This is a genomic window from Bowmanella denitrificans (genome assembly GCF_002887595.1).
GTDB lineage: Bacteria > Pseudomonadota > Gammaproteobacteria > Enterobacterales > Alteromonadaceae > Bowmanella > Bowmanella denitrificans.
The window spans coordinates 158,174-173,667 of sequence record NZ_PEBU01000002.1 but is presented as its reverse complement, the minus strand read 5'-3'; the positions used below and the strand labels follow the sequence as shown (position 1 = coordinate 173,667).

Annotated in this window: 16 protein-coding genes; 3 read left to right on the top strand and 13 right to left on the bottom strand. The window is 49.4% G+C overall.

Annotation, left to right across the window (positions count from 1 at the left end):
- Positions 1–53 precede the first annotated feature (53 nt).
- From CSR04_RS04320 to CSR04_RS04300, 5 genes are all read right to left on the bottom strand, one after another.
- The gene (locus CSR04_RS04320; protein WP_172449230.1) at positions 54–2,609 is read right to left on the bottom strand and encodes a serine hydrolase; all 2,556 of its coding nucleotides are present in this window, start codon (positions 2,607–2,609) and stop codon (positions 54–56) included.
- Positions 2,610–2,776: 167 nt separating this feature from the next.
- Positions 2,777–3,202 (bottom strand): nuclear transport factor 2 family protein, encoded by a 426-nt coding sequence (locus CSR04_RS04315; protein WP_172449229.1) that lies wholly within the window; start codon positions 3,200–3,202, stop codon positions 2,777–2,779.
- A gap of 13 nt (positions 3,203–3,215) precedes the next feature.
- Complete coding sequence (locus CSR04_RS04310; protein WP_245921358.1) at positions 3,216–3,614, bottom strand: thiol-disulfide oxidoreductase DCC family protein; 399 nt, start codon at positions 3,612–3,614, stop codon at positions 3,216–3,218.
- Complete coding sequence (locus tag CSR04_RS04305; RefSeq protein ID WP_102795027.1) at positions 3,607–4,569, bottom strand: GlxA family transcriptional regulator; 963 nt, start codon at positions 4,567–4,569, stop codon at positions 3,607–3,609. The genes CSR04_RS04310 and CSR04_RS04305 overlap by 8 nt, the downstream gene beginning before the upstream one ends.
- 95 nt (positions 4,570–4,664) lie before the next feature.
- Positions 4,665–5,129, bottom strand: a complete 465-nt coding sequence (locus CSR04_RS04300) for a VC2046/SO_2500 family protein (protein ID WP_102795026.1) — start codon at positions 5,127–5,129, stop codon at positions 4,665–4,667.
- A gap of 107 nt (positions 5,130–5,236) precedes the next feature.
- Here CSR04_RS04300 and CSR04_RS04295 point away from each other — a divergent pair, with 107 nt between their 5' ends.
- Complete coding sequence (locus tag CSR04_RS04295) at positions 5,237–6,910, top strand: response regulator (RefSeq protein WP_102795025.1); 1,674 nt, start codon at positions 5,237–5,239, stop codon at positions 6,908–6,910.
- Positions 6,907–7,200, top strand: a complete 294-nt coding sequence (locus tag CSR04_RS04290) for a hypothetical protein (protein ID WP_102795024.1) — start codon at positions 6,907–6,909, stop codon at positions 7,198–7,200. Before CSR04_RS04295 ends, CSR04_RS04290 begins: the two co-directional genes overlap by 4 nt.
- A 20-nt stretch (positions 7,201–7,220) precedes the next feature.
- Here the strand turns inward: CSR04_RS04290 and CSR04_RS04285 are convergent, their stop codons facing one another.
- From CSR04_RS04285 to CSR04_RS04275, 3 genes are all read right to left on the bottom strand, one after another.
- A complete protein-coding gene (locus CSR04_RS04285) occupies positions 7,221–8,051 on the bottom strand; it encodes a pirin family protein (protein WP_102795023.1) in 831 nt (276 codons plus the stop codon).
- 94 nt (positions 8,052–8,145) lie between these two features.
- Positions 8,146–9,345: an L-2-hydroxyglutarate oxidase gene (gene lhgO / locus CSR04_RS04280; protein ID WP_102795022.1), complete on the bottom strand. Its 1,200-nt coding sequence runs from the start codon at positions 9,343–9,345 to the stop codon at positions 8,146–8,148.
- Complete coding sequence (locus tag CSR04_RS04275; RefSeq protein ID WP_102795021.1) at positions 9,345–10,184, bottom strand: DUF6279 family lipoprotein; 840 nt, start codon at positions 10,182–10,184, stop codon at positions 9,345–9,347. The genes lhgO and CSR04_RS04275 overlap by 1 nt, the downstream gene beginning before the upstream one ends.
- A gap of 155 nt (positions 10,185–10,339) precedes the next feature.
- Here CSR04_RS04275 and CSR04_RS04270 point away from each other — a divergent pair, with 155 nt between their 5' ends.
- Complete coding sequence (locus tag CSR04_RS04270) at positions 10,340–11,347, top strand: ATP-dependent 6-phosphofructokinase (RefSeq protein WP_102795020.1); 1,008 nt, start codon at positions 10,340–10,342, stop codon at positions 11,345–11,347.
- A gap of 117 nt (positions 11,348–11,464) precedes the next feature.
- On the opposite strand, the gene CSR04_RS04265 is transcribed toward CSR04_RS04270, so the two are convergent.
- From CSR04_RS04265 to CSR04_RS04245, 5 genes are all read right to left on the bottom strand, one after another.
- Positions 11,465–11,857, bottom strand: a complete 393-nt coding sequence (locus CSR04_RS04265; RefSeq protein WP_102795019.1) for a DUF3718 domain-containing protein — start codon at positions 11,855–11,857, stop codon at positions 11,465–11,467.
- 345 nt (positions 11,858–12,202) lie between these two features.
- Entirely contained in the window at positions 12,203–13,021 is an 819-nt protein-coding gene (locus CSR04_RS04260; RefSeq protein ID WP_102795018.1) for a LytR/AlgR family response regulator transcription factor, read from the bottom strand.
- Positions 13,005–14,072, bottom strand: a complete 1,068-nt coding sequence (locus CSR04_RS04255; protein WP_102795017.1) for a sensor histidine kinase — start codon at positions 14,070–14,072, stop codon at positions 13,005–13,007. The genes CSR04_RS04260 and CSR04_RS04255 overlap by 17 nt, the downstream gene beginning before the upstream one ends.
- Before the next feature lie 145 nt (positions 14,073–14,217).
- Positions 14,218–14,679 (bottom strand): Mpo1 family 2-hydroxy fatty acid dioxygenase, encoded by a 462-nt coding sequence (locus CSR04_RS04250; protein WP_102795016.1) that lies wholly within the window; start codon positions 14,677–14,679, stop codon positions 14,218–14,220.
- Between the two features lie 39 nt (positions 14,680–14,718).
- Positions 14,719–15,330, bottom strand: a complete 612-nt coding sequence (locus CSR04_RS04245) for a flagellar brake protein (RefSeq protein ID WP_245921355.1) — start codon at positions 15,328–15,330, stop codon at positions 14,719–14,721.
- Positions 15,331–15,494: the final 164 nt, after the last annotated feature.

Here is a 15,494-nt window from a genome sequence, read left to right as displayed (position 1 = left end):
TTATTGTAAGGGAGCGCGAATAAACGCGACTCCCTTTGTATGCTCTTGCGGCTTCACAAACCCAACAAATACTGCCATACGGCTTGTTCAATGGTCACTAACGCCTGGGCAGAGGCATCACCTTCAAGATCACCGCCAGTGGTTAAAATCACCAGGGCAATATCGTTTTGTAAATCACCGATGATTTCCGTTGATACCCCAGGGTCGCCGCCACTATGACGAATGTAGCTGCCGTCCACTTCCCAGAATAAGCCGTGTTGCCCAAACAAGGCCGGGTTATCTGTTAGTGCTGATTTCACGGCATTGGCATTCAGTACTTGCTGCTCCCCCAATTTGCCCTGATGCATCATAGCATCGAGATAACGACTAAGATCCCGTGCAGATGAGCGCAACTCGCCATCGGCACTGGTCACACCGCTATATTGTGGAATAGGCTCATTCACACCGTCGCCATCCAGATCACCATAAAGCGTCGCCTGATCAGGCAAAGCCGGATCCCAACTGGTATTATGCATGCCTAACGGCGTGAACAAACGCTGCTGAGTATAATCAAAATAGTCCACATAGCCCTGTTGGTGTAAAAAGTGTCCAAAGGCATAGGAAGCCAATCCGGTTGCCAGGTTACTGTACTCACTGAACATGCCAGGCTCAAAAGTCGGGTGTTGCAGATAGTTATCCTGCTGATACAACACTCCTCCGGGAACAAGGTAGCTTTTTAAAAATCTTCCCAAATCGGTTTCTACCGGGTCCGGACAGCTGTCGCTGGCATAAAGCTCGTTGTATAAAGAGCGACTGTCATCCAGCGCGTAGTAAGCACACAGATAGGAAGCATCCGTTATACCGGAAGTGTGGCTGGCCAGATGCGCGAAACTGGCCTGTTGTGATATGCCTTGCAATGGAAAATCCAACCAGTTTTGCACCGGTGCAGATAGGTCCAGTTCCAGCTCGTGCTGAGCATGAGCCAGTGCTGTCCCGAGAAAGGTCTTACTCACTGAAGCCAGCTTGAATGGCGTATCCAGTGTCACAGGCCGGCCGCTGTCATCAGCCTGACCATAGTTACCCTGCCAGACAATTTGCCCCTGTTTGATTGCCGCAATACTGGCGCCCACCAGGTTAACGTCGGCCAGTATGGTCTCAATATTGTTATCCAACTCGCTTTCACTGCTCGCTGGTGCCAGTTTTCCACCCAGTTGTGTCAGTACATAATCGTAACTACTGAAGCGGCCAAACTGCGCACCGGAAAGACTGTAAGTTGGCAGATACACATCGGGCGGGATACCGCTCTTTTCAAAATGGCGGCCAAGGTGATCCCAGTAAAATTCATGAGAAAGCTCAGCGTCCCAGCCATTAGGTAAACTTCCGGGTAATTTGTCTGACAACCCGCCCCAGGTTGATTGCCCGACTAAGGTCACCTGAGGCAGAGCCGACATGGCCAGGGTGAAGGTTTCGCCAGCGCTGACAGTATCTTCACTGACAAGCAGATAAACCGGTTTATTGTAGAATATGTCGCCATCCGGCTCGATAAAGAACTCACCGACTGGCGAGTTTCCATGCTTGTTTCTGGCCTGTTTGGTAAAGGCGAGTCGCCGTTCATTGGTCAGGTAAGAGGCAATCTTTAGTCCCAGCGGATCAAATCCGCCGTCATTCAGGCGAATATCGACAATCATGCCCTTAGTGTCAGCCAAATCTGCCATGATTTCAGGCATGATTTCGTCCAGTACCGCCAAGTCTTCCGGGGCACCTTTACCACTAAACCCGTACATGCGGGTCACCACCAGTATGGCGACATTTTGTGCGGTTTTACCCCAAATCATGCCAGGCATACCAGAGTCGCCCAGCTCACCACCACTATCGGCGACGATATAGCTACGAATGCGCTGTATGTATTCGTTAATGTAGAGTTCCTGCAACGCGTCCAATTGCGCTTTGCTAATACTGGGGTCATCCATAAAGGCACTAACCTGCGCCTGCCCAATTTGTTTAAACAATTGGCCTGTTTTACTGGTAGGCGCATATTCCTTGTCCAGGGTTTGTGCAGACAGCACCACATGGCCGTCTTTCAGGGGCTCAACCATCTGGGTAAAGATATCGAACAGTTGCTCATCCGTAGTGGACGCATTAACAAGCGGGCGATACCTGTCATAGATGGCTTGCCAGTCCACTTCACGCAAAGCAAAAAAAGCATACAGTTCGTTAAACTTATGCCAGAAGTATTCGAAGTTCGCTACCGGGTCCTGGCTTTCGTCGGTGCCATCCGCACATACCGAAGGCAATGAATCGACCCGTTCAAACAAAAAGCGGTAATAAGGGCCATACTCAATGAGATCAAACTCCAATCGATTGGCGCCGGGCAACGAGAAGTCACCAAAAGTGTTATCAGCTTGCGCCATTGGTACGTTCATCAATGGCAGGCAGCCGACCTGATTGGCCTCAAAAATGCGCAGTCCCTGGCTGTCCGCCTGCAAATAGCGGCCATACCCTTTTTGTACCCATGCCCCTTGTGCCTGCTGATATACAGTCGGTTCAACCGGCCTAACGGGTTTCTTATTGTCTGAACCGCAGCCGGCTAACCCCAATGCAATAGCAGATAAACAAAATAGTCGTAACATACTCAATCCTTTTGTTGGTGATGTGGCCAACAGCATGCCAAGCGGACAGCCTGAATTCCGATCAGGCTTGTGGCAAAGTTGTATGTGAATGTCGAAACTTGTGGGGCACTAAATGAAGTGGGATGGCAAAAAACATCGGTTATGCTGGTAACCGCCAGCATAGTAGATTATCCGGTGCAGCGATGCGCAGGGAAATACCAGACATGCACAATCTTCTGCTCCCTTAACTCATATACAGCAACACTGCATTGACTCTTCTCAACACCATTGGATTGCCAAACGGCTTGTTCAAGGGTGTAGACAAATTCACCACTGCTGTGTATTGAACGGATCCTGGAACGGGCGCTGGGCATACTCTCAAAGTAACTCACCATAGCATCGCGAAGTGATGCCTGAGTTGAAGTTTCAATTGCAAGCTGTTGCCTGGAAATACCCATCCAATGTATGTCAGGCGCAGACAGTGCCAGCATGGCGTCCACATCATGGCGGTTAAATGCGCCAATAAACTTTTCGACTGTTGTGGTACTTTCCTGCCCTTGCACCAAGCCGCAGAGTAACATTGTCGCCAGCAAAGTCAGCCGTTTTATATGCATGTTCATCCCCAAACTAAGGCAGAAACCGATGGGAAAGGTCCTCATCTGGCAGCCAACATTGTTGTCGTCCAAATAAAGTATAGCGATGCTGTGCCACCCAGCGATAAAGCCAGTCCCTTATCCCTTGTGGCAGCATACGAAGCAACACTAAACAACGTGACCAGCCCTGTAACTGTGCAGCAATAGTTAATGCTGCATCACTCATGGTCAGACAATGATGGTCCTGAACGAGTAAAAAACTGTCTGGCGCAAGCGCGTTTTGAGCAAATTCGTTCAACAAACGCTGCCCCGTTTCCCCTTGTATGGCGGCAAATTGAAACACAGCCTTAGGATCTCTGGCGATGATAAAATTCACTGCGCCATGACACAGATTGCATACCCCATCAAATACGATGATCTGCCGACTAGCCACCAAAATGTGTCCGGTAATCCATAGGCGTAAAACCAAAGCGTAACTTGAACAAACGACCAAAGCTATTGGCACCGCTAAATCCGCATTCCTGACACACCCGCTCCAGATTATAACCGTCACACAGTAACAGACTGCGCGCCCGATCCAGACGCAACTGCTCAAGGTAACGGCTGGGGGAAAGGCCAAATCGCTGAGTAAAAATGCGCCTGAAATGCCGCTCACTCAGACAGGCCTTATCTGCCATTTGTGCCAGGCCGATGGGACGGTGTAAGTTGTCGAGCACCCATTGTTGTAGCTGAATAAAACGGGTTTCTTCGCTGGCCTGCACCGTCAGTGGTCGTGAATACTGGGTTTGATTGCCACTGCGGCGCAGGTACATGACCAGCTCCTGGGCCACGGTTTGGGCCAGATGCAGCCCCAGATCTTCTTCCAATATCGTCAAGCACAAATCAATACCCGCCGTCATACCGCCAGAGGAATAGTATTTATCCTCCTTGTGATACAAGGCCTCAGCATTAACCTGCACGGCAGGAAAGGCGTCCTGCAATTGCTGAGCAAAGCGCCAGTGAGTAGACAAGGTTTTGCCATTCACCAGACCACTGGCAGCCAGTAAGAATGCCCCAGTGCAAATACTGATTAGTTTTTCAAGCTGACTATCCTGGCTGCGCAACCAGTCCAAAAACACAGAATTCTGCTGTAGTTGCTGGTTACCGCTGCCACCGGGCAGCACCAGATAATCCAGTGCAGGACAATCATTCAGTGCGACGTCTGCCATCAGTTTCAGCCCGTTTTCGGCCCTGACCGGTTGCGTATTCAAACCCAGCAGATGTATTTGATAAAACGTCGGGCGCCCCAGCTTTTTCAGCTCCTCATTAGCCTGCCCAAAGGTATCTAAAGCACCGGCTAAATCAACGGCTTGCACCTGCTCATAAATAAAAATACCCACTTGCTTCATTGGCTGCTCCACCTGAGGTTTTAAGCAACTATAACAATGCCCAACACTGACCGAAAGGACGCAAAAGTGCAAATTCGGCCATAAAATATGAGATTTCAGGCGGCTTGATGAAGCGAATCAAGAATATCCAACAAGGCGGTTTCGTCCGGCTCCAGATCGGTTTGTTGCTTCCCGCTGAGGCGCTGACGGGTATGCCAGTCGCAATTTTCAATCACAACCGGGTCGATATAGCCAGGATCATTGTGCAATGACAAAGGACCTGGATGCAGACATTGCCAAAGGCGCGCGGAATCAGTCAGTTGTTGCTGAAAATAGGCCGCCTGAATCTCGGCCTGTCGCCAATGTTCGATATCTGCTTTAAGGGGAAAGGCGGGGGCCCCCGTCAGGGTTTCGGGGGCCTCAGGCAACGCCACCACAGACGGCTCGCTGGCAATCTGCAGGCGTTCAAGCAGATTTTGTTGCAGCATACTCAGCAGCAGACTGAAGGTCTGGCCCTGGCCCGGCCGGGCGGCCTGGCTTAGCTTACCACTGAACTCCAAATCGTTGACGATATTGCGCATACTCTCCCCACCTTCCAGCTACACTTGGTTATCGTTTACGCAGCACATAACTTTAGTTTGCTTTGTGGCGGTGATTCAAAGAAGATGGCTGGAGCAGTAACTATTGGATGTACGAAACTCAGGCTAAGATGGCGACCCTGTCCTACCATAATAAACGCGTATTAGTCGTTGATGATCAACGACCCTTTCTAATCCTGTTGCGCGGCATAATGAACAACCTGGGTGCCACTTCTGTTGTCGTGGTGCAAAACGGTGAGTCTGCCGTGGCGGCCTGCCGCCAGGAGAAGTTCGATATTATTATTTCCGATCTGCATCTTGGCAGTGACAAAAAAAACGGCTATCAGTTGCTCGAAGAGCTGCGGGTACGCAAGCTGATTAAGTCCACCACCATCTATATGATGGTCAGTGCCGACAGTGACCGGCCAATGGTATTGGGCAGCATTGAAAAACAACCTGACGGTTACATTATCAAGCCGTTTTCACAATCGCAGTTACATAGCAGATTGTCCCGTGCCTACCACAAACGGCACACGCTCAAAGACGTTTATCAGAAAGTGATGGACGGTGAAAATGTGGCTGCCATTGAGGAATGCCGCAAACTCATCCGTTCCGGTAACAGATATAGCAAATACTGTCTGTCCATCCTGCTGGATTTACTGTGGCGGGAGAACCGCAATGAAGAAGCCCTGCAACTACTCAACTCTATCAGTGACGCAAAGCCCCTGCCCTGGGTAAACATTGCCCTGGCACGCACACATTTATACCTTGGTAATATTCCTGATGCCATGCTGCTTGCCAGCCGGGTCGCAGCACAGAAACTCTATGCCGTGGAAGGCCTGGATATCATGGCCCAGTGCCGGGTTAAGCGAAACGAGTTGGATGACGCACTAAAAACCATACAAGCAGCCCTGAATATTGCCCCATTTTCTCTCACCCGACAGTTCCTGGGCTGCGAGATCGCCAGATTGGCCGGCGACTTTGAGTTAGCCAAAAACTGCTGCCAAGCCATCTTAGAGCAAAGCAAAAAGTCGGTTCATCGCAGTGTCACCCACCTGTGCAACTATGTACGCAGTATATTGGACGCTGCGGAACAAGCCGAAGATAAGAAACTGCGCAACCGTTACCATCAAGAAGCCATGCTGGTGTTGCAACGTAACCGCAACGATGAATTGTTAAGCCGCACCAGAGAAAGCTTTGACTACAATATATTTGAAGATCTGGTTGGGGCCAGAATAAACCTGATTGACGGCAAGCTGCTGGAAGCCAAACGCACCTTAAATGCCACCCAGTTTGAACTGCGCAGCCGCTTTGAGGAATATCCCATGGCGCTGGCACCGGATTCCCTGACACTGATGACCGATCTGGGGGAATTTGAAGACGCGAATCGTCTGCTCAGTGAACTGAAAAGCAGCAACCTGCCGGTGGATCCCAATCTGCAATATTTAATTGGTAATATTGAACGCAGACAAACTGAGGTCAGAGAGAACTACAATAAGCACAACAGAGCAGGTATTTCGCAATATGCGGAAGGTCAATACGAGGCCGCCTACCAGTCATTTCTGCAGGCGCAGGAACTGGCCCCCATGAACACCGGGGTGGCACTGAACTTGCTGCAATGCTTGCTTAAATTGATGGAAAAAATGACCAAGCCCGACCAGCAACTGCTGATGAAATGCCGACAAACCTACAGAATGGTAGATGGTATGCGTTTGCCGGAAAGTCATCAAAGCAAGTTTGACAGTATAAAAGAAAACGTTAAAAGCTATCTGGAGCACAGATGAAAAAGCACACACTGATCCCCGCATTGTTGGCCAGTCTGGCAATAGGTTGTACCAGCACTGACAATCCTTGCGAGCGAATTCTTGAAGTGAAGCAACAGGAACAGCAGTGCGCAGAGTGGCGCAAGGTTATGATGGATAAGGAACATCCTCAGCAGGCGCTGACAGCGAAAAAACGGTATGAGGAAGCCTGTCTGGAATTACGCTACTATCGCGATCAGTATGACACTATCTGTAAAGGTGACGAGCGCGCCATTGGCGAGCCAAGAAAGCCTGAAGAATCAAAGCAGTAAGTCAATTGAAGAGGCTGGCTCTAAGCCAGCCGTCCTTGTTGATAATCACTGATAGCCTGTTTGATTTCGGCCTCTGTGTTCATAACAAAAGGCCCATATTGCACCACAGGTTCGCCGATAGGCTCGCCTGCCACCAGAATAAATCTGGTATCAGTTGCCAACTTAAGTCCAAGATTCTCCCCATGCCCCAATACGGCTAGTTGCCCTTTTTTCAGCAGCTTGTCGCCAACGCTTAATTGCCCTTCATAGGGATAAATAAAGGCGTTGTGATACTGAGGCAATGGAATGTCTATTTCACCGCCCTGCTGTGTCTGAACATCCACAAACAGCGGTTTAACAGCCTGCGTACTGACAGGACCCGTTGCGCCAAACAGCTCTCCGGCCAACACCCGGATAAGTATGCCCGGTTGTGGCGAAACTTCGGTAACCTTATCAGAGGCAATATCCTGATAACCCGGCGCCGACATCTTCTCACTGGCCGGCAAATTCACCCATAATTGAAAGCCTCGCATTACCCCTTGGGTCTGCTGTGGCATTTCTTCATGAATGATTCCTTTTCCGGCATTCATCCACTGCAAGCCGCCAGTCTCGATAACGCCTTTATTCCCCACAGAGTCGGCGTGACCCATTTTACCCGCCAGCATATAAGTAACAGTTTGGAATCCCCGATGAGGGTGTGGCGGGAATCCGGCCAGATAGTCACTTGGCTGATCAGAGCCAAACTCATCCAACATTAAAAAAGGATCCAGGCGCGGCAAAGCGGGTTGTCCTATCAGTCTTGTCAGCGCCACACCAGCACCATCCTGGGTGCGAATGCCGCTTAGGGTCTGGATAATCTGTCTGTTAGCCATGGTTGTGCTCCTGGAAAGTGATGTGCTGATTGAACCACCGAAGGAAGAGAACATAAAGCGCAATTAATACGCAGATATATTCGATTAAATAGAACTATTTTTCCAACTCACTGACCACAGCCCGGGCGATGGGCATGGCCGATGTGGCCGCTGGCGAAGGGGCATTGCCCACATGCAGGGTTCGCTCACTGTGCACAAAGCGAAAGTCATGCAGCAGCTCACCACTTTGGGTTACCGCCTGAGCCCGCACCCCATGACGGTATGGCAGAAGATCATGCAGTTGAATCTGCGGACAGTACTTTTGCACCAGTTTCAAATACTGCGATTTAAACAGCGAATGGCGTACTTCGCTCAGGCCGCTCTGCCAGTATTGTCTGGCTAACGGCCAAAAGCCTTTGTAGCTGAGATTTTCCCAGCAGTCTTTAAAGTTGATATGCGTCCAACTATAACCTTCCCTGGCCAGCGCCAGTACCGCATTAGGACCAACCGTCACACTGCCGTCTATCATGCGGGTCAGATGCACACCTAAAAAAGGTAACTGCGGATCAGGAACCGGGTAGATCAGATATTTAACCAATGCATTGTACTTGTCAGGCAAACGATAATATTCGCCCCTGAACGGCAGAATGCGAAAATCCGTGCTCAGGCCCTGCATCTGAATCAAACGATCAGCCATCAACCCCGCGCAGTTGAGTAACTTTTCAGTCAGCAGCCGCCGTCCATCATGCAAAGACACCTGCACCTCATGTGCTGTTTCGTGAATGTCGCTGACTTGCGCACAGTATTCAATTTCTGCCCCGGCCTTAATGGCTTTTTCCAGCAGTCGACGGGTAATGGCAGTATAGTCCGTGATGGCGGTATCCCTGACCAGAATGGCTGCCCTGCCACTAATCGCCTGCTCGGTTTGGCGCAAGGCATTGGCATTCATCCACTGCGGATGCAACCCGTTGTCCTGACTGCGCTGATAAAGTGCCTGTAGACGAATTTCTTCCTGCGAATCGGTGGCCACAATCAACTTACCACACTGCAACAGAGGTATGTCTTCAGCCTGGCAAAAGGCCAGCGTTTCACTTAAGCCCTCGCGACAATACTGGGCCTTGAGGCTACCTGGAGCGTAGTACACGCCAGCATGCACCACCCCCGAATTGCGTCCGGTCTGATGGCGTGCCGGTGCTGACTCCTTTTCAATTATCAGAACTTTTTTACCTGGGTGGCACTGCAAATAATGCCGGGCACAGGCGGCACCAAGGATACCGGCCCCCACAACAATCAGGTCATAGGTTTTACCCAACATCAGTGCTCAATCAAGTCGTTCAGGTCGTCAATACGCTGCTGCATTTCGCGTAATACATGACGCTTTTGTTTATCACTCAAACCTGGGGTCAGTTCAGCAAGCATACGTGCATAGTATTCGCGGTTGGCCAGATCAGCTTCCCGCAAGGCATCGGACTGGTAATCCTGAGGACGCACCAGAAGAAGCGTGAAAGTATCCCGCCACGCTTTCGTATCCACTCGCCCCAACAAACTGTCCATCGCAGCCTGCTGCCAGTTTCGGCGGTATTTAAGTCTCAACTCGTAGGTTGGTGCAAACCCTTCGGCCCATTCATTGAGTTGCGCCTTTTGCTCAGCGCTCAGTCTGCCAGTCCACTCCTGCATGTCTTCGTGCAAGTTTTCCCTGCTTTTTTCCAGACGCTCCTGTTCATCGAGCTCGTTACGCTCCTCTTCACGCTCTTTTTGCTGTTCTTCAAAAGTGGCGAACATATCTTTTATCTGTTGATCATTAAGCTGTAGAGATAGCTCGGCCAGATCCGGACCAAGATGGTTGATCAGCGAATACCAATGGCCACGCACCCTGGAAAAAAACTCCTGCCACTGAGTTTGAGTCATCTGTCCCTGTTCAAACTGCTGTTTCAAGGCCACCAAGTCATCGCGGTATCTGGGCAATTGCTGATGTCTGTGCCACTTCAACCAGTCCTGCATTTTATGGTCAAACTGCTTTTTTTGCGCTTTATTGAGTTCGACATAATCGTCTATATACCAATGCACCAACCAGTCGAGATTGTTGTATACGAAGGTAGTTGAACAACCACTAAGCGTTAAAACCAGTAGTAACGCGGCAAAAATTCTAACCATGCATGATTCCCTGATACGCCATTTTGATCGAGTGTAACAAGGCTTTGATCTTAGGCAATAACCAAGTTATTACGGAAATTTAAACTGAGCAGTGGAAAAATTACAAAGGCCGGGTATAAGCTAGCCATGTGTCGCAGCGAAAAGAAGGACAAGGGATGAAACGCATAGCAGTGTTGACTTCTGGTGGCGATGCCCCAGGCATGAATGCCGCCATTCGAGCGGTGGTACTAGCCAGTCACTATTTTGACGTGCAGGTGATAGGCTACCGTCATGGATTTAATGGACTGCTTGAGCAGGAATACCAAATTCTGCAAAGCAGCGACGTCAACAACATTATTCAGCGCGGCGGTACGATTTTAAAAAGTGCCCGTTGCCAGGCATTTACCACTGACGAGGGCGGGCGTCAGGCGGCAGACAACCTTACAGCCCTTAAGATAGACGCATTAATTATTATCGGTGGGGACGGCTCATTCCGCGGTGCCGTGCATTTAGGTCGATTCTGGTCCGGCAAGATTCTGGGCCTGCCCGGTACCATTGACAATGACATTAATGGCACTGATGCCACCATAGGCTACTACACAGCCATAGATACGGCGCTGGAAAGCATTGACCGGGTCCGGGATACGGCCGATGCCTTTGAACGAATATTTTTAATTGAAGTCATGGGCCGTCACGCTGGCTTTATCGGCCTCAGTGCAGCCGTTTGTTCCGGGGCTGAGCAGGTTTTGCTGCCCGAGCTTTTCACCGACAACCTACCGGACCTGGACAGCCTGGCCGGGCATATTCAAACTGCCCAGAAGATCCGTGGCAAATGCAGTTATATTATGGTGGTGTCGGAAAACATCTGGCCAGGTGGGGTGATGGACTTAGCTGACCAACTGCACCAGCGCACCGGTATCGACTGCCGCCCGGTTATTCTGGGTCATGTACAACGAGGGGGTTCACCGGTCAGCCTTGATCGGATCCTGGCGTCAAAGTTAGGTGTTTATGCTGTGGAAGCCGCACGTGCAGGTAAAACCGGTATTATGATTGGCGAACATAATCAGCAAATGGTGGAAGTACCGTTTCAAGATACCTGGAACCAAGCCAAAGCCCTGGATCCTTATCTACTGCACATCCAGCAGGAAACCTTTGACTTGGAAAAAAATAGCAATAATCCATAAAAAAACCCCGCTTTCGCGGGGCTAAGGGAAAAATTGGGCAAAGTCATTTATCTGATTTAAGAGGCGTCAAAACCATCAGACAAATGACGCCCAAATGCTTTACTCAATTTATCTGCATTAACTGATACGTGACATCAGTTCCTGACCGATTGCACCAGCCATATGGCCATTTGCTTCTGCCCACTGCTGCAGAGCCATACCGTCTTTTTCGGTTTTTTGCAGGTCTGACTTGCTCATCTTCTTGATCATAAAGGTGCCAACTTCAGCTGCATTGTTTTCCATCGAGTAGCGGATCAGGCTGCTTCCACCACAGCTGATACCGTCGTAGTAGTCACCCAGACGCAGGTTGTAATCATCCTGTACTTGTTTGATTTTCTTGCGCAACTCAGACTTATCATCGTTCTTTACAATAGTGCAGATGTTTTGCAGATCTTCGTTGATATCAGCAAAGCTCAGTGGGGATACAGCCAGAGTCATCAAACCAAACAGGGTAACAGCAGATTTTTTCATGGATAACAGCCTCTTAAAAAATGTTGTAAATCTTGACGGCGCGAATCATACAGAGGCGCATGGTTTTTACCTACCACCAGGTTGACACCTATGTATATGTTTTAATACCAAACAAACCACACCTATGACTTGACACTTAACTTAATGAATTACAAAAGGTTAATGGAGGAAAAGTGAAACATAAAGCAAAGGTAAAAAAGCGCGTGATCGGCATGGGTAGCGGTATGATGAACAGACAAGGACAGTGTTAGCTGTTAGCCGCCTTAATCTTCCAATTTAATTCATTGCGCTTCCACTATTGCGCAGCCGCCTCCCCTGGCGGCCAGTAATAAGGGCTTTGACATATCATTGGTGAATCATATTCTTCACTCTGTCCCTGTGGCTGCGGCTGACTTTCAGTTCCGTACCATTTTGCAGGACCAAGTGATATTCACCACTGACGTGACTTACCAGCTTACTGACAAACTGGATATTAGCGATGGCGCTGCGGTGAACGCGCACAAACCGGCGTGGGTCCAGCTCTTCTTCCAGTTCTTTCATGGTACGCCGCATAATATGGGTGCTATCGCCGGCGTGCACACACATATAGTCACCGGCCGCGTCAATCCACTGAATATCCGTAACCGGCACCCGGGTGACTTCATTGCCATCTTTAATCGCCAGAATATCCGGATACTGACTGATAGGTTCTCCGTCTGCCAGGCGGCGTAAAATTTCTTCGCAATCGTCACCGATAATATCCGCCACCAAACGGGCTAGTTTGTCTTTACGACTGCCTTCCTGGCGCAATTCCAGCGTTTGGCAAACCTTGTCCACTGCCGCCTTAAGACGCTTGTCGTCCACTGGCTTAAGCACATAGTCAAGTGCATGTACATCAAAGGCTTTGATAGCATAGGTATCATAGGCCGTAACAAAAACAATCAACGGCAGATTACGGCTTTTTTCCCGCAACTGATTGATAACCTGAAAGCCGTTCAGCCCAGGCATCTGAATATCCAGAAAAACTAAATCCGGTTGAAGCTTGCTTATTTTCTCCACAGCCTCCAGGCCGTTCTTGCATTCGTCCAGCACTTCAATATTGGCAAAGTCGCCTAAACGAACCGCCAGACCGCGTCTCGCCAGTGGTTCGTCGTCTACAATGATAGTTCTAATCTTGGTTTGCATCCTGACCTACCTGATAAGGAATTCTGATACTGACTTTGACCCCAGATGGCTGATTCTGGGCGATCACAAAGGAAAAATTATTAGCGTACAAAGATTGCAATCGTTCACGGATGTTGGGCAAGCCCACGCCACCATTTCGTTGTAACTGGCCGTTCACAATATCAGCACCAGGCCCATTATCTGCTACTTCAATCAGCAGGTCACGACCAAAGGCTTTAGCACTGATAGCAATACAGCCGCCCTGCTCTGTGCGGGCGATGGCGTATTTAATGGCATTTTCTATCAGTGGCTGCAAAATAAGGCTGGGCACCAATGCTTCACGCGTCTCAGCGGCGACATCCCACTGCACCGTCAACCTGTCTTCAAAACGCACCTTTTCAATATCAAGATACATCTCTATGGCCTGAATTTCCTGCTCAAGAGGGACTTTCTTAATAGGATCTTTGTCCAGCGAATAGCGCAGAAAATCACTTAACCTCGACACCATGGCATTGGCGGTGTCGTTCTCTTTAATCAGCACCAAGGTAGAAATAGCATTGAGGGTGTTAAACAAAAAGTGCGGATTAAGCTGATAGCGCAACATTTTTAGATGGGCCTGATGGGCCATGGTCGAGGCCTTCAAAGCATTTTGCTTTTCATGCTGCATAAGTTGGTAGTACTTAATACCGAAGTACAAACCACTCCAGCACACAATCACAGAAAAGCTGTTAACGCTGTTGCTAAAGTAATAAATCCATTCATCCGGGCGATAACCGTGTTTATAGATTTCCCAATAGTTGATGTTCTTAATCACCGCCCACAGTACCCCAACAAAATAGGAACACAGTAGCGCTGACAGTACCATTTGCCAGGTCTGTAAACGCCATAAACGGCGGAACACATAGCGCAGGGGAATGGTAATCAACCAGCCGGCATAGGCATTGAGCAGTATCACAAACAACCAGATACTGCGCATATCGTGCAGGAAAGACCCCAGATAATAGATCAGGGCAAAGCCGGCCCAGCCACCTGTGTGCAACAACCAAAACTGACGCTCTCTGTCGTCAAACATTTTCAGCCAGTGGATCAAACCTAACTCTCAGGAGATAACAACCATTTGAATTATACGGCTTTAACGGATTGACCCGAGGCTGCTGGTCGTAAGCCTTACGTCATCCGCCGCAATGCTGGTTAAGGTGGCGTAAGTGAATTTGCCATCAATAGCTGATATTCATTCTTTTCAGCCAATGCACCCACCACCAGGCTGGTCCCACCAGCAGAAACTGAAGGTCTTTGAAAAAAGAGGGTTTCTTACCTTCGATATGGTGACCGACAAATTGCAGGATCCACATCAGTACAAACAGCGCCAGGCAAAACTGCCACACGGTAATATCTAAAACCACCAACAACCTGATGCCCAGAAATACCAGAATAGATAACAGCGTCATCGCTGCCCCTATCGGCCCTGACAATCTGAAGTAATAGTAAAGGGTGGGAATCATCAGCACATGGGCCCAGGTTGCACCGAAGTAAGCAATAAAATCCGGTACCGGGATAGACCATATCAGCCCCACAGTGACGAAATAAATGGACGGCACCGCAATGGCATGGATCAGGATATTGGTTTTGTTGGTATGGCTTTCACCATATTCATTTAACAACGCATCAATCTGTCGCATCTGTCTCGCTCCTTTTATGGCGGTAGCTCCATGGTCTACCTAGAAGTCTATAAGTATTTCCGACAACAGCGGGGCGATTTGTTCATCACCCTGCTCAAACTTGATTCCGTAGTAATTGTATTCTTCATCGGCCTTGTGGTTCATCACCTGCCCCTTAAGGCGATAGACATTGTCTTTGACCGGCCTGATGGACAAGAGCAAATGTTTGCCGGTCAGCTTCACGCCACCTTGCACTGAACGCTTGACGCCCACCCGACAGCCACTGGCGGAAATATCCAGAACCAATGCGTCAAACAGCGGTGCTCCGTTTTCGCCATCAGACAATTCCACCGGGGTACGAGTACTGGTGCGCTTGTCGCTGCGCAGTCCCTGGTTTTGTATCGCCATAGGAAAAGTGACAAATACCAGTTGGGTGGGCTTGGTGGCGACCAGCAAGATCCGGCTTTTAAAGGCGATGACTTCGCCGGTCTCATCTTCTAAAATAAAGCGCACGATCATGCTGTTGTCAGCATAAATAGCGTCTTTGAGGTTACCCCATTTGCCTTCGTCGGGATAACGTAAAATAATACAGCGGGTACCGTCCATACCAACAAACTCGGTGCGGACTCGTTTGGCTGCAGTGGGTGACTTGACCTGAATATCGAGGACCATGCCTGGTCTCATAGAACGCAACTTGCGTAGATCGGAATTCGAGAGCCCTACTTTTTCATTTAAAATCGCCATGTGTTCAACCGTTCGGGCAATCCAGTTATCATTATTATCTTTATGATTTAGCAAGCATAATACCGGCGAAGTCGAATAATTCGCTGGTGTAT